Source organism: Paenibacillus marchantiae (assembly GCF_028771845.1).
Classification (GTDB): Bacteria; Bacillota; Bacilli; order Paenibacillales; family Paenibacillaceae; genus Paenibacillus; species Paenibacillus marchantiae.
In genome coordinates, this window is sequence record NZ_CP118270.1 from 591907 (window position 1) to 616728 (window position 24822).

Below are 24822 nucleotides of genomic sequence, written 5' to 3' on the forward strand. Positions count from 1 at the left end.
AAGTAACGTCTCTTGGTTTCGTTAAACCACAGACCTGTGGAAATTGGCGCCAATAACACGCGCTCAGTTCGTTAAACAGTACTAACGCTAAAAAGGGATGTCCCCGTCATGTTCAATGACTTATGGGACATCCCTTTCTTATTCAGATCCTAATCTGTGATAATCACAGCAGGAATAGGATTTTATTTTTTGACCGCATGGATGAAATGGTTTGTTTCGAAGGCAGATAAGTCATCTGTACGATTGCTGAAATATCGATCCTGTATGTCTTCTGGCGATAGATGCTCATATATAAGAAGTCCCACATCCGCCAATAACCGCTCCATCTCCTCGTAAGTGAAGTAGGATTGCATCGGCTCGCCCCCCACTGCAGCCATCTTAACCATATTTTCAACCCGGTTAAACCTTCCTTTTTCCTCAAAGAGATGCTCATCTGCATAATCCAACACAATGGAGCTCCCTGTTGGAAGATCCGAAAATATATGCCGCAGCAAGTTAGACAGATCTTCTTTGGTCAAATAATACGAAACGCCTAACAGAGTAACCAATGTCTTTTGCTTCTTCAAGCCTTCATCAGTCAAACGTTCATACGAAGGTTCATGAGTAAAATCCATTGGCACCATATGAAGATTGTCCGGCATGATCAACTTGGCCTGGTTCAGACGCTCCCGCTTGAATTGCTGTGTAGTTGGATAATCCACTTCAAATAGTTCTAGAGTGTCCTCCAGTTCCGGATGCCTCAAAGCAAACGTATCCATCCCTGCGCCAAGAATGACAACCTGCTTCAATCCCAGCGTGATTTCATGCAGCATTACATGCTCACAATAAGCAGCCCGAGCCAGTGTTATTGGAGATAACTGTACCTGAGTAATCCATTTTAAAATCGTATCCGGGTCGTCCTTGATCAGGTGAGCCATGTCCGGGTTGAAAAAATGGATACCTTGAATCATATTCTCGCGAATACCCGCAAACTCTTGCGGAGTAATAAGCTCTTTAGCTATATAATCATCGAAAATAAGAGGTGTATCGTACTGGCAGTGGTAGGCTCGGCCAAAAGCCGAAATCAAGGATGTGATGCTGGACTCATTTTGCTTCATATTTCATCCTCCCGTACAAACAAAAATAAGATTCCCCCCTGGCCAGGAGAACCTTAGTATATACGGAATGTTTTTATATGTAAATTATAGCATAAAAAGATTTTTTTGTCAATCTACATCTACGGGATGATCCGACAGATTAAAACGGCTTTCTTTGCCCCTCCACTCCAATCTGTCCTCTTCCTCCCTCATAGCACTCAATCAGAAAAAGCTAAGCGTCCAATCCGTACTCCTTCACTTCACGGTTGCGGTTCAGCACCGCATGCAGTACAAAACCAAGCACCGCAATAACCGCCGTGCCAGTCGCCAGCCACGCTACAGGAATCAGTCCCTGTTTGTCGTACATGACCCCCATTGCATACGGCCCGATAACCCGTCCAACCGCACCGATACCACCGGAGATCCCGATGTAGAAAGGTGCCGCTCTTCCGGCATGCTCTGAGATGAATGCCGGCGTAGCAGGTGAGATCAGCATTTCCCCAAAGGTAGCCAGTACCATTGCAAGCACCATACCCGGATAGCTATACATGGTGATCATGACGATGTAGGCCATGCCATAGAACACCGCACTTGCAGTCATCTGAGCAGTCGATGTACGGGCCATCGTACGCTTGACCCAATTGGTGAAGGGTTGTCCCACAAAGATCAGCACCCCGTTCAGGGTCCAGAGCAGACCGTACATTCTTTTCTCCATACCCTCGGAAATAATATACGGAGACACACCCGTATTCCAGATAGAATTACCGAATAGCAGGAACAGCACGCCCAGGCTCATGAACAGATATAACCTGGTGTTGCCCAGTAGCGCCCAGACGCCCGGCCCATCGGGAACCGTTTTGCGTTTGGTCAGATGTACTTCGCCCTGATCCGGTTCTGCCCGCGACAGATAATACCAGAAGAAAATCGCAAACCCGGCGGAGGTCACCCCGTTCAGTACAAAGCTGAGGTGATAGGAAAAGTCAGCCAGAAAACCACTGAGCGCTGTACCAATTGCCACACCGATATTGTTGGCGACATAGATCACATTGAACAATTCCCCACGTCGCTCCGCAAACCGGAAGCCAATAAAGGCTTGAATCGCTGGCAGCGACAATGAACTGAACAGGCCGATCCAGCCCATGGCACATATAAACACAACCCAATACGCACTAATCCACGGCAGAGCAAACAGCCCTACCGCATTTAACGCCAGCGATCCGATGATTAGCTTCTTGACGCCCACCCGGTGGTACAATGCACCGCCGAGCAGTTGCCCGAAGATGCCGCCCAGCGACTGGATCAGAATAACAAACCCCGCGTTCGCCATCGTGCGTCCAAGCTCGTCAAATACATACATCGTGGTCAGCGGCCACATCAAGGCACTGCCTGTCGCATTGACCAAACTTGCCAGCAAAAATATTTTCACTTCTTTTGGATACGTATCCAGCCATCTCATCATCTTGTTTATTCTCCTTAGTGCCTTCAAAAAGCATATTGCCATAAAAAATAGACCCTTGCCCTGACGGCATAATTAGCCAGAGCGAAGGCCACTTGAATTTAGAATTTAGAAATTTGAATTCCGAATCTTGCTCTTTATCATTCTGCTTACGATCTATCCATTGTTCATCTTACCTGAAAAGATCCGATCTGCAAGCACATTCATTGACGCTTCACTTCGACAGTGGCCGAGAAGAATGTAGCCCCATTCCCCATGTCGGACAGACGATTAGACGTGAGCGAGTTCGCCCGCTGTTTTTTGCCATTACCATCCCACCATAAGCCTTGACTAATCACCGTTCCTGGCAGCATGGATTCACTCACTTTGGCGGTTAGCTCGATCCGGCCACGGTCGTTCCATACGACCACCGCATCCCCGTCTTCCACCTGTCTGTGAGAGGCGTCCTCTGGGTGCATTTGCAATAATGGCATCTTCTCCAAACGTTGATGTTTGGCCGAATTGGCAAAGGTGGAATTCAGGAAATTATGGTTTGGCGGCGACAGAAACATCAGCGGATAAACATCCGCAGGTCCAGCCGGGTTTTCCCCGTCATACCCCTCCACGAGTGCACTATACGTAGGCAACGGAGGCAGTCCCTTCTGTGCCATCGTTTCCGAATACAGCTCGATTTTCCCCGAAGGCGTGGGCAACTGATCCAAATAGGAGTCATGTGCAGACATATCCAGCTTGACGAAATGATGCTGCTTCAGCCCTTCCAAGGTTACTCCGTTCATGTAGGGATTGCCCGTACCCTGAAGTGCTTCCTCGATCATCTGTTCCGGTGTCTCACCGAAAATCTCCGGGTCATACCCCATCGCCTGTCCAAGCAAAGAGAACAATTCAACATTACTCTTGCTCTCACCCAAAGGCGTAATGACTGGCTCTTGCAAATGAACATACTGATGCCAGTAGGACGTATACAGATCCGTCGTTTCAAATGAAGATGTCGCAGGCAGCACAATATCCGCGTATTTTGCCGTATCCGTCATGAACAGGTCATGGACTACCGTGAACAGATCCTCCCGTGCAAAACCTCGCTCCACCCGCTCGGTATCTGGTGCCACCACCAGTGGATTGCTGCAGTAGACCATCAACGCCCGGATCGGCTGCTCCGCCTCCAGCAGCGCTTCGCCAATCCGGTTCATGTTCACCACGCGCGGCTCCGGGTTTTGTCGCAGCTCCGGACGCTCCAGCGCATCGCTATTCGTGCTCGCGTAGCTGTTGGTACGAATGGCACCACCGCCGCGCTTTAGCCACTGGCCTGTAATGGCAGGCAGACAGGCTACGCTGCGTACGTTCATGCCACCGTTGTCGTGATGCTGTAGGCCATTGCCGATATGAATATGAGCTGCCTGCGCATTGCCATACAGCTCAGCCAGCTTCACGATGTCCGCTTCCGGCACGCCTGTAATACGCGAAACGCGCCCCGGGGTGTAGCTGCGGACATGATCACGCAGTGCCTCATGGCCGACGGTATATTTTTGCATAAAAGCCTCATCCGTCAGGCCCTGCTCGAACAGTACATGCATTAATCCGAGTGCCAATGCACTGTCTGTACCGGGGTAGAGTGGAATGGACCAGTCTCCCCATTGGGCGGTCCGATTGCGATGGACATCAATAACGACGATTTGGGCGCCCTTTTTGCGGGCTTTCTCGGCCAGAACAACCTGATGCATATTGGTGCTGACGATGTTGCCTCCCCACACCAGAATGACATCCGCATGCTCTGTATCCTCGGGCAAGGTTCCCCGGTTCGCACCCATCGTATATTTCCACCCGGTATTTCCCGCTGCATTACAGATGGTCTGTTCGAGCTTGCTCGCACCTAATGCATTGAAAAATCGACGATCCATGCCGTCCACACCAAGAATGCCCATGTTTCCATAGAAGCTGTAGGGCAGGATGCTCTCCGGTCCGTAGGTATCTGCCAGCGAACTAAATTTCGCCGTAATCTCGCCGATGGCTTCGTCCCAACTGATTCGCTCGAACTGGCCTTCGCCCTTGGCTCCGATGCGTCGCATCGGATATTGCAGCCGCTCGGGGTGATACACCCGCTCCGTCATATTTCGGACTTTGTTACAGATGGCGCCTTTTGTAATCGGATGGTCCGGATTGCCCGCTACCTTCACGATCTTACCGTTCTCCTTATGAAGCAGCAGGCCGCAAGTATCCGGACAATCGAGCGGGCAAACTGCCGGGAATACGCCATTCTCCTGATCGATCATATACAAGTCCCTCCCCCTTCAAAGCTATCCTCATATCATATCTTCTTCCTGGTAATCGCGTAAAGAGAACAGTCTTTTTTTTACCGCCACAACCGCTCCAAATTTTTTTCAAAAAAATCTTTTTTCCCTTTGATTCAATCTCGAAATTCAGGGGTAAATTAAAAATAAGGCATTAGGCTAGTGTTTCCCCACTTCCTCCTCATGCCATATCATGGACCACTCCCGAAATTCGCCATGAACAGGTTTCGTTCCCCCGAACCTTGTCATGGCGAATTTATTTTGCGTGGATATTTTTACATTAAAAAAAGCGATTCCTCTCCCGTCCATCACAGCAGACAGCCATGACTTGAACGAGATCAGAATCGCCTCTCCTGTTTACTTTGCACTCGTCTTTTCATTCGTTTTCGCACTTGTACCACGTTTACAACGCTACTCAATTACTCGGCAAAATTCCGCTACGCCTGCTTGCTCCACATCGGTCTGGCTTCCGTTTCCACAGGCTGGGCCGCCGCCATGGCCACCTCAGGCTTCACTTCCGGCTCATGCTTGCGCAGGTACACCATCCAGTAAGCAGCTGCAACAAACAGCGCCCCTCCCGTCAGGTTGCCAAGCCATACCGGAATGAAATTCATGACGTATTGTCCCCACGAATAATGCCCTTCAAAGATCGCAGCAGGAATCAGGAACATGTTGGCGACAACGTGCTGGAATCCAATAGCTACAAAGGCCATCGTTGGGAACCATATGCCCAATACTTTTCCACTCATCGTATCCGATGCATAAGACAACCAAACCGCGAGAGCTACCAGCCAGTTACACCCGATCCCGGATATAAAAGCCTGAAGGAAGCTGTCGTCCAGCTTGTGTCCAGCCATATCCACCACTTTGGTCAAATAAGCCCCCTCTGCCGTCAGACCAAGCACATGCCCAAACGCATAGGCCACAAAGATCGCCCCAAGGAAATTACCTATCGTTACTAAGGTGAGATTCTTCAACATGTTGCCTGCGGACAGTTTACGTGCAATCGTCGCGAGTGGAACAGCCATCATATTACCTGTCAGCAGTTCCCCGCCGCCAATCAGCACCAATATTAAACCTACCGGGAACACTGCTGCACCAATCAGATTAACCAAGCTGCCCCATTCGGCCGGAGCAGAAGCAATAACCCGAATATCCAGCAGAAATCCAAGCGCGATAAAAGCGCCTGCCAGAAAACTGAGTATCAATACGGAGGACACCGGATTTTGAGCTTTCTTCATCCCCGTATACACCGTATATTGTGCAACCTCAAGAGGTGTTTTTGCTGCCATAACGATCCTCTCCTTCACAGTTCATGAACATCATAATTCAACCTGTTTGGTTGATATATTCATTGTATCGCGAAGGTTTCAAGAGGTTTGTTACTTTTATCACAAAGTCTGAAAACTACATTTTAATATTTCCGTTGTATGTTGCTTGGTGTGCAGAAAAAATAAAAAAAGAACTACCGCATAATGAATGCGGCAGTTCTCAGATAATATGGTTATACCATCGCTGGTGTTTTTACTTCTACTAGAGGCAACGCCTGAAGACCAGCCGAGTTCAGGAAGTTCCACGGTTTGTTGTAATGTGGTTGGAAGAAGAAGTCGATGAAGGCCAGCTCATCCACCGTCATGTTGTTCTGGATGCAGACAGAGATCGTATTGATCGACTGTGTCAGATCAGCCTGTGACATCACCTGCGCACCAACAATGCGGCGTGTAGCCTGTTCATAGATTACTTTGAGCAGCAGCTTCTCTGCCGTTGGCATGAACTCTGGACGGTAAGCATCTTCAAGCGTTACAGCTTCAACGACCAGACCCTCATCCGCAGCAGATGTTTCCGTCAGACCTGTACCTGCAATATTTTGCTCATAAATTTTAATACCTGATGTGCCTTGTGTACCCATGTATCGTGTCGTAGGACGAACCAAGTTCCGTGCTACGAGTGTTCCCATCCGCACTGCGTTGGTTGCCAGTGGAATGTACGCTGCCTTGCCGGTTGGGTTGTAATGAATTGCACAGCTGTCTCCAGCAGCGAAGACGTCTTTTTGGCTGGTTTGCATATATTTATCCACGATGATTGCGCCGTTCGGCAGCATATCCACTTGGCCTTTGAGCAGCTCGGTATTTGGACGGAAACCAATGCACAGAATAACGAGATCTGTCTCGAACTCTCCTTTGGATGTAATGACCTTGTTCACTTTGCCATTCTCTCCGGTAAATTTCTGTACCGTTTGGCCCAGCGCCAGCTTGATGCCGTGTCCGGTCAACGTTTCTTCAATGGCATCCGTGAACTCGGGGTCGAGATATTTGTTCAAGATCCGGTCCACGCTATCGATCAGTGTAACTTCCTTGCCGTTCATTTGGAAAGCCTCCACCAGCTCAATGCCGATATATCCAGCTCCTACCACGGTAATGCGTTTGGCATGCTTGGCTTTCTCAATGATCGTGTTGGAATGGTTGTAGTTTTTGCAAAGTAAAATGTTGTCCATCTCGATGCCTTCCAGCTTCGGTACGACAGGCCATGAACCCGTGGTCACGATCAGCTTGTCGAAGGTATCTTCGAATTCTTCCCCAGTTTTCAAGTTTTTAGCCTGAAGTTTGTGACCCGCAGCATCTACTGACGTCACTTCATGAAGCATTTTGGTAACGACACCGAGCTCGGCCAGTTGGTTTGGCGAAGAATAGAACAATCCATCTGGATCTTTCACCACGCCACCTACATAAAGCGCAATGCCACATGATAAGAAGGAGATGTTGTCATTGCGCTCATACACTGTAATGGTAGCATCCGGGTACAATTTGGCGGTGTTAACGATAGCTGCGGTTCCTGCATGTGTACATCCGATAACTGCGATTTTCATTATAAGGTTCCCCCTTGGAGTATATAAATAAAAAATTGAATTTAACGTCATTGTGGTTGTGAAATATTTCACTTCTAAATGAATGCTGATTATGTGATTTATTTCACTTTGTACACTTATTATAATGTGATATTTTTCACATTGCAAGGGGTTAATCAAAATAAATTTTTCGGATGTGGTTTATTTACGATCAAGCGAGTCATCGACTCAATCTCCATTGACTTCAGTTTTCCCTGCTTATGGCTGGTTTATGCTCAAAATAAGCGTAGTAACTACTGAGGAGACACTTATATGAAGAGGATATTTGCACTAAAAAATTGTATCAAAAAAAGCCTATCCTCCAATATGGAGGCAGGCTTCTTCGTTTATTTTATACGCCAAGCAGCTTTTCAATCTCTGCAGTCATGGCTTCAGGGGATTCTTTTGGTTCAACACGCCCTACAACTTCACCCTCACGATTCACGAGGAATTTGGTGAAATTCCATTGGATGTTATTGTCTTCGCCAACACCAGGTTGCTGCTCACGCAGATACTTGAACAATGGATGCGCATCTTCACCATTTACATCGACCTTGGCAAACACCGGGAAATTAACGCCATAGTTGATTTGGCAGAATGATTCTGCTTCCTCACTGGTACCCGGCTCCTGGCCTCCGAACTGGTTACAAGGGAATCCCAATACAACCAAGCCTTGATCACGATAGCGATCATAGAGCTTCTGCAATTCACCGTATTGTGGAGTCAGCCCACACTTGCTGGCTGTATTGGCAATCACCAACACTTTGCCTTGATACAAATCGAGTGAAACTTCCTGATTTGCGGTCGTTACCGCCTGATACGAATATACGGACATGACTGATTCCTCCCATGAGTAAGATGTAGGTTGGGCTGCTGTATGTACTGTACCGAATAAGCATGCGGCACACAGCCTGTCTCTATATTATAGACCTGAGGCGGTCAATTACCAAATCTGCGATTAAACCCTGCCCAAGTTCATACGTAGAATCAAATTTTGTCCATCGACATGGACATATACCTTTTTAGCCTGACTTCGCAACCAAAATAGCATCATACCGCTCTTGCCGCTCTGCCTTCGTCACCCCAATCATCAGGCCACGAACCGAATGCATGAAATAAACAGCCGCTGAGCGAAGAGAATCGGCCCGAAGATGCTCATTATAAGCTTCCAGCATAAGCTTGGCCTGCTTCGGATGTTTCAATGCCGTCAAAGGCATGCCAAAGACCGATTCATCGATCGTCCCGGTTGTTATTCGTCCATATTGCTGTAACCAGGTGTAGTTGATTGCTCCCATTCCTGTAGACCTCCTAGAATGCGAATGAGCCGCGTGCATAACGCACAGCGGCTTCATTCTATAGTTTAGGACCACATATGGCCCGTTTCATTAACTTCCTGTCGCGTGACGAACGCGTTGCTCTGTCCGTCCTCCAGCATGAACCATTGCACTGTTCATGAGCACTTGTTCTGGAGGTGCTGATTGCTGACGTTCACCCGCAAGGGCGTAAGGCAAGCAGAGCGGTACACCGGAACGAGGATCAATCACGATATCAGCTTCAATGTTAAATACTTCGCGAAGCACATCGGAGTTCATAACCTCTACAGGTGAACCTGTAGCGATGGCTTTACCTTTTTTAATACCAATCATGTGATGCGCATAACGGGAAGCATGGTTCAAGTCATGCACAACCATAACGATTGTACGGTTTGCTGTGGCATTCAGTTGCTCCAGCAATTGCAGTACTTCAAGTTGGTGAGCCATATCCAGGAACGTTGTTGGCTCGTCCAGGAACAGAATATCTGTCTCTTGTGCAAGAGCCATGGCAATCCAGGCACGTTGACGCTGTCCACCGGACAGTTGATCGATTGGACGATCATGGAACTCCGTCATGCCTGTCACTTCGATAGCCCATTCAATCATGCGTTTGTCTTCAGCACGCATCGAACCAAAACCTTTTTGATATGGGAACCGTCCGTAGGACACAAGTTCGGTTACGGTAAGTCCTTCAGGAGCTGTTGGATTTTGTGGCAAAATCGCAAGCTGCTTGGCTACTTCACGCGTGGACTGCTTATGGATGGACTTCCCGTCGAGCAATACACTACCTGCTTTTGGATTCATGATCCGTGCCATTGTTTTCAGGATGGTAGACTTTCCTGAACCATTGGCTCCAACAAGTGCTGTAATTTTTCCTTGGGGAATTTGAATATTCAGATCTTCAACAATCAGTCTTTCCTCATAAGCGATATCCAACTTGGACGTCTCCAGACGAAACATGCGATCATCCCTCTCTCATTTATCCCGGTTATGTATTCCGGCTATGACAACGAAAACGAAATTGTAGTTCAGCGTATTTCCGGCGCAACAAGATCTTATACTCTAAAGATACTGATAATCATTATCATTTGTCAACAGTAAATACCAAACTCCTTGATAGTTGAAAGCTATTTTTGAAGTGTTTTACTAGAAATCGTTCAAATTTTTCGCACTTTATGTGAGAGCTTTTCTCATCGTGTACGTGCATTTCATCGCTTTGCGTATGTTCATCCTTGCCCAACATCTTAATAATGTGTCCGAATTGTGAAAATTAGACCTATATTGATTCATTTTGTATATGTCATTCCCCATCAATTGAGCAAAAACAAAAATACAGCCCCTACGAAATTCTTCGAGGTGGCTGTATTCCATTAATAATATATTCAATTAATGCCGCTTAGAGCTTCGGTTCCGGGACTAGGTTGATCACGAGCGTTCCACTCTGGATACTCACGATGTCCTTTAGATTAAAATCGGCCGGAAGCTCCACTTGGTGCCCATAGGGATACAGACGATCTGCTTCAGCAACAGTCAGATTTTCCACTGAAGATGATTCTGTTCCCTTAGACTGAGACGAATCTGAAGGCGTGCCGCCTGCATCTCCCTGTGTAGCTCCTTCATCCGTAGTGTCAGAGGCTGTGCCAGTACCGGCATCCGTCGATGTGCTGCCTGCTGCGGGATTTGAAGTGGTATCCCCCGTTGAGGCTGAATCTGCCCCTTGCTCGGCTTCTCCGCTCGGCTGAGTATCGTCCGCCTTATCGGTAGAAGAACCTGCAGAGCTTCCTTCAGACGTACCCTCTGAGCTGTCACCAGCTGTACCTTCGCCATCCGGCTCCTCATTTCGGTTGAAACTCTCCCATTCACCCTCAGCATTGAGCTTCTGTGTAGTACCATCTTTCAAGTTCCATTGGAGAGTGTCCGTTTGCAAAGCGTTGCTGTCCGTTTCGTCTCTGTAACGGATCACCAACTGGGCAGGCGTCTTTGAACCGTCGTCCGCTTTGGATGCAGGAACGAGGTAGGCGATCTGTTCAGCGAGCTCCACCTCCGGTTCAGCGGGAACAACGGGCTCCTGTGTCGGTGGAGGTGATGCCTCAGGTGTCTCCGCCTTATCGCTCATCAAAGCGTACGTGCCTCCAGCAATACCAATAATCAGAATGACAATAACCGATCCTAGAAAAAGGTTCTTCCTTTTACCTGTCAGCATGCGTACCAGCGGGGAAGACAACTCTGTTTTGGCGCGGTCGTAGGCCGGCTTCATCGTCTTGCTTGCTCTGGCATAATAGGGTTTGAAAGCTGACTTTGACTTAAAAGCTTCGCGATCATGGGCCTTGAAATAGGCCACGATTGCATCCGAGTATCCCTTATGTGCGTTAGAGCCGCGAATAAACAAGCGTTGAGTCCCCGACCACTCCATAAATTGATACAACACTTCTGTACGTCCTGAACTACTATAGATAAATTCAATCAGGCCTGGATAATCGAGTCTGTTGCTGCCGCTGCCACCGCGATAGAAAGCCAGCGGCAGTGCTTCAAATGCAGCCGTATCTGGGCGATCACGAAGCTCTCCGGCAAGCCAGCGACGCGTCCAGCGCTGGAGCTCATTACGTTCGGCCAAAGAGAGGGATTCCAGCTCCTCTTCGTCACTCCCCTCACCGCTAAGCCATGCTCTCGCTGCCAGCATCATGTTTGTACGCGCAGATACATCTGAGCCCTGGCGAGCAGCCCAGTCCCGAACCTCGTTTCCGTGCAACAAAATATCAATGCTTAACAGCTGTTCACGGTTAACCCGCTCCAGATCGAGATCCTGAATCATAAACAAGTTAATGACGTAAGCCAGCTTATCTGCGAGCCGGGTTAAATCCTCCTGATACGCTGGTGGTTGGACAGCGGACCCAGGTCCACCTTTCCGGTTAGCGCGAACTGAAGCTCCAGACTGTCCAATCCGGGCGGTAATACCCGTGTCTAGGGAGCCTGCAACTGGTACACGATCCAATACACTAACCCGCTTAAGTGCCTCATTGGCAGACTGAACAGGGTTGGGCGCAGAACACAAACGTTCACGCAGCTCGGTTGCTGTCCGTTCCAGCAAGAAACTATTGTGGATGGCAGACGGGTGAGATGTAATCCATCTCTGGATCACTTCCACAACATCGGCGGCTGATTCCGTGCGTTTCAGCTGATTATCCAGATAGGGCTCGAACAGCAGCTTGGTCAGTGATTCGTTCGCCAGCACTTTGTCGAAGAAAGCACGGCTTAACAGGCTGTCCCGATCCAGCAAGCCATACAGCTCCTGCACGGCACGCATACGTTTCTGCGAACGGGCGTTATTAACACCATAGATGAAATAATCCACGATTCGGGACTGTACGACTGGCGCAGCGACCCGGAAATACTCCCCGATGCGTGCTGCAACCGATTCTTCAGGTACATTCTCCCGTTTGACGCTGTCCAGCTCACGACTGAGCAACGTCAGGAACAACTCGTTCAAACGAGAGCGTTGCTGTGCTCCGCCTTCCGGTTTCAAGTAGGTGAGCAACCCACTCAGGACATCGCTTTTGTTATCCAGATACAACTCTTCCATCCCCTGCTCCAGACGATAGAACATAGAAAGTTCCCCGTATGCTTCAATGGAGAGCTCCCGTCCAGGTTCCATTCCGGACAGCATCTCATCGGCAAAAGCATAAAATGAATCGGCTGCCGCAGGTTCGTGCAGCAGTGACCAGGCGAATTCCGCATAAGGAAGCTTCGCCACAGATGCATCTGCATGGGTAACTCTGCCCGATACCAGATCAAAGGTGAAATCCTTCTCCGTATTCCGATCCTTCGGACGCAGGGTGCCCCGCTCCACAAACTGGAGGTGGATGCCTTTCTTCGCCTGAGGCTCCTTCGCAAACGTCATAAAGCCGAGCTGCCGCCGGAACGCGTAAGGCAGCGCCGTATATAACAAACGCAGCAGTCCCTTGGCTCCAGCTGTAACTTCCTCAGCGGGCACATCCAGCGCAATATATACCTTCCGACGTGTCGCTACAGCTTGCATGACGGCGTAGAGCAGACGCTTGAATACCACTTCGTCCATTTTCAGAGCGCCAAGGATCTGGCTTGGAGAGCTTTGTCCAACCCCAGCTGCTCGTGGCAATTCAGTAAGCGCAGGCAGCACTGTGCCTTGTTCGATGTCATAGGACGTGGCGAACACAGCATCCAGCCAGCCGCCTTGCTTCATCTGTTCTTCCGAGCGTTCGGGAGACAAAACATAGTTATGGGCGAAAAAAGCGCTGCGCAGCCCGGTGAAATCAGCAGACTGGTACACATTTTGCCCAAGTATCGTCTCCCCGCTCTCCAGATGCAGCAGATGAATGGACGGGGGAAACTTCGTCTCATCCTTCTCACTCCGGCCCGTCAGCTCCGCTGGAGCGTCATAGACGCAGTAGGGATGAAGCACTTTTTTGATAAAAGAAGGGTCCAGTCCCGGCGATGCGGCAACCGTATCGAACCCCTCCGTTGTGCGAAACACCCCGCGCCGCTCTCGAGTGTACAGCTGTTGTTCAATTGGCGGGGTCATGGAAGAACGCATCATCCCACTCTCCCCTCAATGTACTTCAGCTTGTACAGCAGCCAGAGGAATGGCTCATCGACACGGATTGGACTGACCACGCCTTGCAGCTTCATATCCACCGGATTGCTTCCCAGCGCAGACACCGCAAAGTAAGCCGTATCCTTAAAGTACACATCCATCGTGCCTTTAAACGGACGGTCCACCTTCTCAATAAACCGCCGGATCTCCCCGTCGATATTTTCGAATTCAGTCAGATCAAACCAGTCTCGGTGCACCATGTTGCGGAATACATTACTGTTGGATTTGATGTAATCACCCTCTTCGTCCTTGAGGGAATGCAGCATGTCGCTTTTGGTGAGTACAACGGCTGTCGGAATATTCGTCTTGGCTTTGTCCTGGTACGCGATAAAGTCACCGAACATCGTTAACACCACATCACGCGGCTCATCGTATCTTGGCGTCCACTCGCCTGGCTCGTTGCCGAGGTTGATGCGGATTTTGTCCCGGATGGAACGAATCTGAAGCGGGTCCACCATGAACAGAATGCCTGCCGAGTTCTTGATATGCTGCCCGTGAAGTCCCAGATAGTCCTGCTCCACCATACCTTCACCAGCGACGTCAAAGAACACCAGTGTCAGCGGAGCTTTATCTTCATCCTTGAACACAAATTGGAAAATAAACGGCTCCTGCAGCTTCTCCTTCTGCGTTGAATCCAACAGATCGCCCCGCTCGAATAGCGGTTCTTCATAATCTGCACGGAACCGACGGCTAATCTCCGCGTTCAGCGGCATGCAGGCCGCATCAAAATGATCGGCTGTGTAATGCTGCAATGTATGAATCAATGAAGTCATGTAGACGGATTTACCCACCTGGGATGCCCCAATAATGGAAATGATATTGCTTGGTGCTTTGCCTGCCGTGACAGGCAGCTCGTTATGGCACTGTGGACACAGCCGGCGCCGTGTAACCACACCGTAACGATCGTTCAGTCCCATCACAATGTTATCCGAATAGATGCGATGTTCCTCAGGTACATCATGCGGAGCCAGCACGGCCTCCATATCAAACACCGTATCCAGTCCAAACCGTTCGCGATATCGATTCAGCTTCGCATCTTCCCCAAGTGCGTAGTCCTCATCGTCGTCGCGATGATGTGCAGCACGGAACACAACCTCCTCCGGTGAAAACTTGCTGAAACAATACGGACATACGATATCGTAAAACAACGGCCGCTCTTCCGGCTGCTGTCTCTTCAAAAACCGACTAAAAAAGCTCATAGCCGCTCCCCTCCCCTGATCAGTTAGACAAAAAGCCTAACTATCTAGTCTGATATAAGCCTATAGGCGGCTCCATACTTTGGTCCGTCCGTGAAGAATAACCTCACGTAATCGTCCTTGGCTACCTCAACGGGTGGCATCTCATTTCTCCCGGGAGCAAAATCACTCACAAAAGGGTACACCGTGCCATCTTCCTTATTCAACGGAACCCCGCCTTGTTTGCGGACATAACAGAGTGCCTCCTTCGGAACAGGTGCTTCCGTTGTAACGGTCATCAGTACACTTTTTCGTTTCTGAAAAAAACCGCTCTTGTACCGGATGGAAAAGCGAATATCCGCCTTGCCTGCACTGGCAACGACCGTGTTGTCTCCATCACGCTGACGCACCAGAACTGGCCCGTCCTCCTGCATCTGACACACATACACTGTATAACGAATTGCACCAAAACCCGTGATTCGATCCATATATCCATTGCTCGCCTTATATTCTTCTTTTGTGTATAACTTCAGCTTGCCCTGTGCAGCCTGTTCCTCGGTACGATCATCACCCATCATATCGAGCTCCAGCCGTTCAACATATACAGCTTCCACGCTCTCTGGCCAGAGCCAGCGAAGTGTACACTGGCTCTCGTCCACTGCAAGTGTCAGTCTGCGAATCAGGGGCGCTGAAGGGTCTGCATCCGTAAAACGCATCTATCGCCTACCTCCAGACGTCAAAATCCTTTGCTGCGCGAATCTCTTGCCCGCTGACCGAATCCTTCCACCGAATTGGTTCCTCCACCAGCATCGCGACGCCCACGCGTCTTCCGCGGTGTATTCTCCTTGATCGGAATAATCCAGCTGAACAGGGTTAACACACCAGATAAGATGAGCATCGCTCCGAATCTTACAAATGTATCACCCACCGTTGATCCGTCCAGTCCCCATTCGAGCAGAAGTCCGGCCAATAAACCAGACACGGCACCACCAATTCCGAAACTGAGTGCGAGATGACGGTTATCAAATACAAGTCCTAGCGACACGCCCAGTGCGACACCAATCAACAGTAAGGCAGCCACTCGGAAAATAGCCAGATACGTACTGTGCTCCATCATGCCTGTACGTTCGGTCACCAGCGTTCGTTCATCAATCGTATCGTAAATTTGCTGGAATGCCAGATTAAGTCCACCGGAATCTGGTACATCATAGTACATACCGCCCGTCTGCTGTGCGATATGACGCAGCAAGTCGGTTCCGGAAGGGTCCACCAGACTCAGCCCCACCGTATTGACGGCGATCTGTTCATTTGCATACTCAGACAAAATGCCGGATGTGTCTGCATCACTGAATCCATCGGATAGCAGAATCGCTACCGTTCCGCGTTTCGGGTCCTGTTTGCCCTTAATCTGCTCCATCGCTTCCCGCAGCACTGCATCGAAATTAGTTCCGCCCGAGGTCGTCACGATGCCATCAATTTTGCTGTACACCTCATTTTTGGCAGCTTCGCTGTCCAACGGGGTGAACGGCTGAAGCAGCTCGGGTTGATCATCAAAGGTGATCACCGCCACCTGTTTATCGCTTTCCATTTGGCTAATCAGTGTTTTGGCCGCTTCAAAGCGACCGTTATCTGGGTCTGTCTCACTCATACTGCCCGAGTTATCGATCATCAGCACGATATCCTTGACTTGCTTCACACCGCCTGGGTTAATCTGATACAGCAATTGCAGGGCAAGTCCGACGACAAACAATAGCGCCAGCGTTGCCGGAACAAGCAGTTTCCAGGATAGTCCCAGATATCGCAGCTTCCAGGAAGCTCCGTTCAGCTTTGGCGAGATCATCTCTGCGAGTAAACAGAATAATCCCACGCTAAGCGCCAACACGCCAAAGTATAATCCCATCAGCAATAGACGGGGCATTTCCCCGAGCCACTGACGCAGCATGATTTCTCCAGCCGCAAAGCCCACAGCTCCGCCAATCAGGCTGAACAGGACCAGGAGAAGATTGATTTTTCGCTGCATGTTTGCATGCATCCTTTCCAAAACAGCCGATGAACGGCTGAATTAATACAAGATGGGTTGATGAAAAATGAACGTATAATGTACTGGACGGAAACAGATGGATCGATCTGTACCTCCCTTCCGTCCATATAAGATACAGCCTTATGTTTTAACGCATGGGTGACAGCTTCTCGGCCAGATCGGAGGGATGGAGCTCATAACCATTCTCTGTATACGAATCGTAATACACCCGACCATTGCGATACACCATCAGGTCTTCCAGATGGAAGCCCCCCATCAGATTCAGCTTCTCCACACCACTGCTTCGTTCTTCATATACCACACCCAGCTTATAGATCCGTGACGTTTCTTCGGCATACGCCGCGTAGTCCATGAAGGCACTATGGTGATCACCAAAGAAATATTTTTCTTCATAACGATGTTCCTGCGTATAGTCGAATACTCTTACCCGAACGACCGCCTGCTCCTCCAGTGTGCGATACAATCGGCGGAACAGATCATCACGGGTCAGTACATTTTTGTCCCCATAGGTAATTGTAACATTCGCCCGCAACAGCAATTCTTCTTCGAAAGGTACCCGGAGCGGTTCTGCTGTAAGCAGCATCACATGACATACCTCCATCAGACGTTGCAAGAGTCGCTCGTTTCCTTCTGTGGCAAGCCCGTTCATATCCCCCATATGGCGGTCCTCAAACCAGACATCCCGTCCACGCTTTGCCTCCAAATCTGCGATCAGCGCTTCCGTCACTTTGCCGTAATACTCCATTACGTTCTGACCGATATATTCATCTGCAGCCGCTATGCTCTCTACCGCTGTCTCACGCAAAACACGTTCCAGCGTTGCCAGTGTCTCCGTTACACTCCGGCTGAACGTATGCAGTTGTTCCATCTCTGTGTCGTAGACACGAAGCAGCTGCAATTCATTCTCCAGACGCAGCAATTCAACTTTGGGCACATACACACGCTCCAGCAAACAATCGATCAGGTTGCGCACGTTCTGTTTGTCACGGAACAACGCCCGTTTGAACGACTGATCCTCTACCCGCTCCTGCTGACGCTGCTCCAGCAAGGCACGTGCGGATTCAAGTTGCACCGATTTATCACGAATCAGTCCAAGCAAAGCCTCACGCACGCTGCCGAACCCATTGTCACTCCAGGCAGCCCACTGAAAATAGCCAACCTCAGGATGCTCCGTGCGCGATTGCTCAGCCTTACGACGAAGGGAACCTTCTGTGCTGCGCTGACGTACTCGCTCCTCCGCAAGACGGACCACATTATCACGGAAATACGCCTCTGCCCCATGCCCGAACAATGCTCTCTCCGCTTCACGCAGCGAGAGCGGCTTCAGATCGGTGAAGCTGACGTTATGCGTCATTATGCCGCTCATGCCGCTCACCAGATCCTCATCGGGAAGAATCCCTTCCACTTTGCGCTCTACCGAAGCCCCATCCAGTCCGAAAAAGGCGAGCTTGTCCTTGATGCTCCACTCGGGTTCCTGCCGCATCCGTTCAAGCAAATAACGATACAGATGATACAACACCGCGAGTGCAATGGGTTTGTTCGGCCGTCTAATCTCGGCAAAACCTGCACTGGCATAACCATGCTGATCCGAGGTCGTACGGATGTTATTTTTGAACGACGTATTGTTATACGTGTTGGCCCCCGTGCTTGATACGGAACCAGAGCTATCTGCATCCTGCTTCCGATTCTTGAGCAGACAGATTCGGCAGATGATCTCGGCATTTTCGATCCACCCGCCGGGTACACCGGTTCCCCGCTCGTTTTTGTCTGACAAAATATATACGAGATCGAATAACGGAGAAGCGGGATGTACAACCGGAATGGAGATACCGTCCTCCGTAACCAGCAGATTGCCACTGAACGTATAGTCCAGCCCCTGCATGTAATCCAGTTCCCGCAGAAAAGCGAGTCCCGCTGCGCTTGCATATCCAAAAGAATCCACCTGCTCCATCTCGCTGACCAGCACATGCAAATCGGTCTGTACCGACTTGAAGGATTGAGCCAGTATCGTCTCGGTCAGCTTGGTAAGCTCCGGCAACAATACATTCAATGGATCATCTGCCCTGGTCACAACGGTCACGTAGATTCGATCGAACGATGAATATAGGCGTCCGTATTCGGCAATACGATTACTCACCCGCCGCAAGGTACGATTCAGACCAAAGAGTGCCTGATCTGAATCGTGGAAACTGCGATGCACATCCTTGCGAAGCGTTTTGGAAGGTCGATCTGTCTGTATGGTGGACAAGGGAAGCACGTGACGGGTCACCTGACCATCATCCGAAGTGCTGCCATTCCTTGCATCACTCAAGCCGTTAACACGTGCATATCCTGAATGAGCACCATCGCTGTAATGGTCATGCTTCGTTTGCGCGGGGTCATGGTCACGATGTTGGTCATGCTCCTGATTTTCCGTTCCAATCTGTACATAGACTACGCCTTCTCCGTTATCCCATTTCAGCCGGTTGATTTCCTGGACAGCAGACACTGCCGGAGCAACCTGGTCACCCACGAACAGGAACAACGCGGGGTAATGGATGCTGCTGCGACCATCACCCAGGCTGCCTTGACGCTCCTGCTCTGTTGCATACTGTGCTGCATACTTCTCCAAATTGCGCTTCAGAGCATTATTCGAGCTGAATTCCATCCCGGCCGCCACCCTTACTTCAGCCTTCTGCGAATGTCATTCAGTTTCGATGACATCGTTCTGTAGAACTGGTAGATGTCTTCCCCGTTTGCCAGTTCCACTCGCTCGTATTCCAGACGATCACGGGATTCCATGTACAATGCAGCCAGATCATCCAACTTCGTAAGCAGTGGCGTGATATCTTCGGAAGCGGTCAGGTCGTTATCACGGCGGGAAGCTTTGCGCAGCAATGTGCTGCGATCCTTCTCTGCCAATCCACGGAAGTTGCCAAACACTTCATATTCGGCAAAGTTACGGCTCTTCATCAGGTTCGCAAACGGCTCCCATGCGTCTTCTTCCGGATCACGGTCATAGACGTACAGCGCGCCTTTCTTCACAATGGTATCGGTGTAGAGTGCTTCGATGAAGCGGTCATACCACTGCTCCTCGTCCTGATGCTGAGCGAGAATGCCTTCCAGCTCGGCGACTTTGACCGAGATGGCGTTCATCTTCGCCAGTTCTTCACGTACCCGCGCGATCAGCTGCGGGGAACGCACCAGGTTTTCTTTGGCCATATCTTCATTAATACTTCCGAAAATGTCCTTCACCGACACCCGTGGCAATCCTTCGGATTGCAGGCGTTTCAATTCAATAACTGCCCGCTTCACTTCACCCAGGTTCGGCGTGGTGGACGTCAGGCGCATGTCGTAGGCAGCGAGCTTCGCGGACAGGTCGAACGGTTCCGTTGTCACAATTGCATAGCGGTTGCTTGTATTCTCATCAATGGATTTGGCTGTCACAATGTTGTATCCGAGCGCCTGCTCGAATTCGGTACGTACACGGGCATTGTACTGCTTGACCCGGGCGTTCTCGTACACATCTCCCCATGACTTTTCTGGAATTGGCGACGGCAGATAGGTCCAGTTATTCTTTTCGGTTTGCACCAGATGGCGTCCGATACCTTCTTTGTCCAAAATGGTACGTTCATAACTTTCCTCATATACTTTGAGTGGTGTGTACACAAACAGTGGTACCCCGTTGCGAGTGTTCAGCCAGAAGATCCGGTTGCGCACTTCACTTTCCTTAACGGTAAAATGAGATTTGCCCACCGCATTGTTCTGATAGTTGCGAATCCCTCTCAGAATGCCCGGCGCCTGTGCTGGCACCGATACGAATCCCCAGGATGGGAAATGCAGACTGCCTGTGCTGTTGCTCAGATTGAACACCGGAACCGCCTCATCATCCAGTTTGCCTGCAATGAAACGTTCCACGAATTTCTCGACAGACTCGTCCTGTCCATATTTGATAACCAGGAAGTCCTCCATCGAGCGGGTAATCAGATCGCCGAACTTCTCAGTCAGGAAATCAGAGATGGAGCTGACGATATCGATCTCGTTTTCTTTCACCCACTGGCTGGAGTTCTCCAGCAATTCACGCGAGAAGTCACGGATCAGATCATCCGTATCACGCTTGTCCAGCAGTCCATCCACCACACTGACGATATCCGGCACACTTACAACGTTCCAGTAATACGTTTTGTTGCCTTTGTGATCAGACTGTTCTTCGCCGCGTGTCAGGATATCCCCGTTTTTGGAGAAGATCGAGCTGAGTGCGTTCAGCGTTTCAGTAAATACGTTATAAATGCGGCTGTTCTCCTGGTTCAGCAATTCGTACAGGTCTTCGTAGAACTCAATCATCTGATCATTGCGTTCCACATCGGCATGCAGCCAGTACTCATGAATTTTTGCTTCAATATAAGCATTCTTCTTCTTCTCTTTGGAGACGAAAGCACTCTTCGCATCGCCCAGCTTCTCTTCCGACTGCTCCTGAGCAGCCTCAATATCACGCGGAATGCGGAAGGCATTCTCACGCAGGGTTTCAATGTACGACTGAATCATCTTCAGTACACAGAAGCCTTTTTCAGTGTAGATCAGACGGGAGACATAGAACGGACCCTGTTCAGGATGCAAAAACATACGCCGGATCTGTTCGGTGAACTGACCCGCAATCTCTCCCGGCAGCTGCTTCTTCGCCTTGATATATTCTTCACGGGCACGAGCCAGGAAGTTCTGCTCCAGTTCGGTGTCCATGTTCACGACCTGTGATTTCACTACATTGCCATAGGATAGACGCTCACTGTTCTGGTAACCTGGCAGCGGCTCCGGCACACGGGCTTCAAAGGACTTGACCACACTTTCGAGATCAATGCCCAGCTTGCGGGCAAACTTCTCGGTATCCTCCTGGTTCGGTGCTTTGGAGAACATGGTGTTCATTTTGTCGAACATGCGGTAAGCCAGATAAGTCGTCATTTCTTCAATCGGCAGTACCGCTGAGGATGCACCGATAATGTTGTAATCATAGTTGGCCGGATAGGCTTTGTTCATCTGAGCAATGTTCGTGCGAATGTTGCTGATATAATCGTGGATGGCAAACTCCTCGCCGGATTGCTTTTCCTCACTCGCCATAAAGTTGGTGATGTTCTCGGCGGTGACGTTCATGCAGTAATCATAAGCATTCTCCAGTAATTTGCCTTCCGTATTGGTAGCAGAAATCAGATGACACAGGTTGAACGGTGGCAGCGGTGAATTCACCGTCAGAATGTTGCCGTATTTTTGGGAGAAACGCTCACCCCGGCTGTCCACGTTCATCCAATAATCCAATTCCTTGAGCGCAGCGTATCCATTCTTGCGGATGTACTCACGAGTGTGTTCACTCAAGCTTTTGTTGGATAGGTTCACGTCTGGGGTGAACAAATATCCAAGCGTGTTCACGCGGTCAATCCCGGCAGAGCCGTGATCACGTTCGATAATCCCGCGCACGATATAGGAGATATCAAGGAAGCATCCACTTCCCGTACCGCCGGAAAGACCAGTCAGCAGGAACACCATCAGTTTTTTGTTCGTGCCTACAGATAATGTTTTGATCTTTTTATCGATCGCCTGCACGACCTGGTTAATCTTCGTGAAAAGAAGCAGGCGTCCAGCCTGACGCACACCTGCGGCGCCGTTCATGCCATCGGTGATGCTCAGCTCCGGAGACAGCCAGTCCGTAATATACGGCTCCAATACGCTGCGGTTCTGAAGCAATCCACCAATCTCGGCATTGGACAACAGTACAAATTCATTAATTGGATCGAGTCCGATGCCTTTATACTTTTTGGCGCGATCCTGTTCGTTCGTTTCAAAAGCAAGAAACTCCACGTTGGACGGTTTGTCCATTTTTTTCTTGGATACCGGGTCCTGTGGCAACTTGAAACGTCGGTTAATCTGGTATTTAAGACGCAACAGCGCATCAATACCTGTTCCTCCAAGACCGATAATCAGAATCGGGTTATCAATCGTATCGACTCTGATTTTCTCACTGACAATCCCTCCGCCAAGCGATACATCCAGTTGCTGAATATGTTCTCTAACAATCGGTTTCATTCCAAGTCCTCCCTTATTTAAACCAAATAATCAAATTACACCAGATACTCAATTAAAATCGTTTTGTCCGCCTGTTGCAGCGGAATGCTCAGTCGGTCACCGTTCTTCAGTTCAACGCCTGAGCTTGCATCAACGGTACGGCCGGATTTCTCCAACGTTCCGCCAGCGGTGTTACGGATTATAATTCGATCCCCATTGCTGGGCGTAAATACATATTTCTCGGTTTCCTTCAATTCAGGGTCCAGCTGTAACAGCTGGTGCAGATGGAATCTGCCCCGGAAGGATGCCAGCTTTTTATATTGCGGGTACGACTTGTCCCCGGTATTCTCATCGCGAATTTCGACAACCATCTGTCCGACAAATCCACGGTTTTTGCGTTTCAGCCAGCCTAGCAGGAACCAGACACCCACAGCTACAACGATCAAGGCGATCACGCCCAAAATAACAGGCATCCATGGAAACGGCTTGTCCTGCTCGCCCGCAGGTGTCGTTGGCTGAGTTCCGCTACCGGCTGCTCCGCCCGCATTGATCGTAATTGGAGCACTTTCCCGGTAGAAGCTGTCTTCTTCTGCACGGATAACAAGCTCGTAGTTATGTTTGTCCGGCACTTCAAACGTTCCGGCGAACCCGGAGCCCGTGTTTTCGAGCGGCTGTTCTGTGCTTTTGCCTGTATCCTGATCGTTTACGACCAACGTCGCCTTCATATCGGCATACAGATCATTATCCTGCAGCGGCTGCCCTCCATTCTCCAGCTTGGCGGTCAGATCGACTTTGTCGCCCTTCGTATAGGACTTGGTCTTAATTGGGTCCACAACGAGCTGGAGATCATAGTTGAACAACAGGTTGATATCGATGCTGTCTTTCGGAGCCCCTTTTACCCGAAGTTTCCAGTCGCCTTCCTGAGGCTTGAGCAGCTTCACCAAGGAATAACTCTTGGAAGTGGAAAGCTTGGCTACGTCAGAGTTTAGATCTACGGCCTTGCCTGAAGGATCGGTTAATTCAATCTGGACTTGTTTTGAAGACATAATCGAGATGTTGGCTTCAAGTACACTGTCGTTCGGTACGTTCACGGTAACTTCCTGATAACTGCCGTTTCCTGAAATGGAGGGCAGCTTCACGACATTCAGTTTGGCATGATCGGCGAAAATCTCACTCAGAATCTGCGGCAGATCATCCGGTGTATCTGTGATAAAAGACTTGCCTCCGGTCTGCTGAGCCAGATCTGCAAGTGCGTCCTTGTTCAGTTTGCCGTCTGCGTTCAGCCCGATCGTATAGACGGGAATCCCCTGATCCTGTGCTTCTTTGACGGCCTTTGCCAGATCCGCATCGGATTGAGACTGGGTGCGACCTTTGGTTTTGTTAAAATCGTTGTTGCCATCAGCCAGCAGCACGATCATTGGCGAGTGAGATGCGTCTGCCCCATGGTTCAGCACATTCACCGCTTCAGCCACTCCGACAGAGATATCGGTATATGGCCCTCGGCCGAGCTGATCAATAAAATCTTTCAGGCTGCTCTTGTCCGCATCGGACTGAATCTCCAGCAATGCCTTTTCCCGCTCCACCTGATCGGTGTAAGCGACAATCCCTACCTTGTCCCCTTGGACCGGCAGCATATCAATAAACATTTTCATGGCTTCATTGCTGATCTTGTCACGGTCACTTGTATTCATTGAATTACTTACATCGGCTACAAGTACCGCATCGATTCCGCTTGTCTGTGCCTGAGCCGCTGCAGCATGTGGCAGCAACGCCTGAGGTAGCAGTAGCGTTAGAAATGCCAGCAGAACCAGAGTTCCGCTGAGCCAGCGTATTTTGCTTGTCCGCAGCATTGGGTGTACTCCTTCACGTTTGAGATTAAAATGGGAATAGTTTATTATAGGCGTCAAGCCTTAAGGAAATCTTAACAGTCTA

At 49.8% G+C, this 24822-nt stretch carries 15 protein-coding genes; all 15 read right to left on the reverse strand.

What is annotated here, in order from left to right:
- Window positions 1-182 precede the first annotated feature (182 nt).
- The gene (locus tag PTQ21_RS02815; protein WP_274568754.1) at window positions 183-1097 is read right to left on the reverse strand and encodes a class I SAM-dependent methyltransferase; all 915 of its coding nucleotides are present in this window, start codon (window positions 1095-1097) and stop codon (window positions 183-185) included.
- 211 nt (window positions 1098-1308) lie between these two features.
- The gene (locus PTQ21_RS02820) at window positions 1309-2532 is read right to left on the reverse strand and encodes an MFS transporter (RefSeq protein ID WP_063566966.1); all 1224 of its coding nucleotides are present in this window, start codon (window positions 2530-2532) and stop codon (window positions 1309-1311) included.
- A 203-nt stretch (window positions 2533-2735) separates the two neighbouring features.
- Complete coding sequence (locus PTQ21_RS02825) at window positions 2736-4799, reverse strand: molybdopterin-containing oxidoreductase family protein (protein ID WP_274568755.1); 2064 nt, start codon at window positions 4797-4799, stop codon at window positions 2736-2738.
- Between the two features lie 455 nt (window positions 4800-5254).
- Window positions 5255-6109, reverse strand: coding sequence for a formate/nitrite transporter family protein (locus PTQ21_RS02830; RefSeq protein ID WP_269053980.1), 855 nt, complete (start codon window positions 6107-6109; stop codon window positions 5255-5257).
- Between the two features lie 212 nt (window positions 6110-6321).
- On the reverse strand, window positions 6322-7683 hold the full coding sequence (locus PTQ21_RS02835) for an FAD-dependent oxidoreductase (protein WP_274568756.1): 1362 nt from the start codon (window positions 7681-7683) through the stop codon (window positions 6322-6324).
- A gap of 370 nt (window positions 7684-8053) precedes the next feature.
- On the reverse strand, window positions 8054-8536 hold the full coding sequence (locus PTQ21_RS02840; RefSeq protein WP_063566912.1) for a glutathione peroxidase: 483 nt from the start codon (window positions 8534-8536) through the stop codon (window positions 8054-8056).
- Window positions 8537-8723: 187 nt separating this feature from the next.
- Window positions 8724-8996, reverse strand: a complete 273-nt coding sequence (locus PTQ21_RS02845) for a hypothetical protein (protein ID WP_063566911.1) — start codon at window positions 8994-8996, stop codon at window positions 8724-8726.
- A 90-nt stretch (window positions 8997-9086) separates the two neighbouring features.
- Window positions 9087-9974, reverse strand: coding sequence for an ABC transporter ATP-binding protein (locus PTQ21_RS02850; RefSeq protein ID WP_063566910.1), 888 nt, complete (start codon window positions 9972-9974; stop codon window positions 9087-9089).
- Window positions 9975-10410: 436 nt separating this feature from the next.
- Window positions 10411-13587, reverse strand: a complete 3177-nt coding sequence (locus tag PTQ21_RS02855; RefSeq protein ID WP_274568757.1) for a GAP1-N2 domain-containing protein — start codon at window positions 13585-13587, stop codon at window positions 10411-10413.
- On the reverse strand, window positions 13584-14843 hold the full coding sequence (locus PTQ21_RS02860) for a TRAFAC clade GTPase domain-containing protein (protein ID WP_024632789.1): 1260 nt from the start codon (window positions 14841-14843) through the stop codon (window positions 13584-13586). The genes PTQ21_RS02855 and PTQ21_RS02860 overlap by 4 nt, the downstream gene beginning before the upstream one ends.
- Window positions 14844-14887: 44 nt before the next feature.
- Window positions 14888-15535, reverse strand: coding sequence for a hypothetical protein (locus tag PTQ21_RS02865; protein ID WP_063566907.1), 648 nt, complete (start codon window positions 15533-15535; stop codon window positions 14888-14890).
- 20 nt (window positions 15536-15555) lie between these two features.
- The gene (locus PTQ21_RS02870) at window positions 15556-16839 is read right to left on the reverse strand and encodes a vWA domain-containing protein (RefSeq protein WP_090952038.1); all 1284 of its coding nucleotides are present in this window, start codon (window positions 16837-16839) and stop codon (window positions 15556-15558) included.
- A 148-nt stretch (window positions 16840-16987) separates the two neighbouring features.
- Window positions 16988-19507 carry a transcription initiation factor TFIID gene (locus PTQ21_RS02875; RefSeq protein ID WP_274568759.1) on the reverse strand — a complete coding sequence of 840 codons (2520 nt, stop codon included), beginning with the start codon at window positions 19505-19507 and terminating at the stop codon, window positions 16988-16990.
- Between the two features lie 14 nt (window positions 19508-19521).
- Complete coding sequence (locus tag PTQ21_RS02880; protein ID WP_274568760.1) at window positions 19522-22911, reverse strand: tubulin-like doman-containing protein; 3390 nt, start codon at window positions 22909-22911, stop codon at window positions 19522-19524.
- Window positions 22912-22946: 35 nt separating this feature from the next.
- Window positions 22947-24740: a vWA domain-containing protein gene (locus PTQ21_RS02885; protein ID WP_274568761.1), complete on the reverse strand. Its 1794-nt coding sequence runs from the start codon at window positions 24738-24740 to the stop codon at window positions 22947-22949.
- Between the last annotated feature and the right edge of the window lie 82 nt (window positions 24741-24822).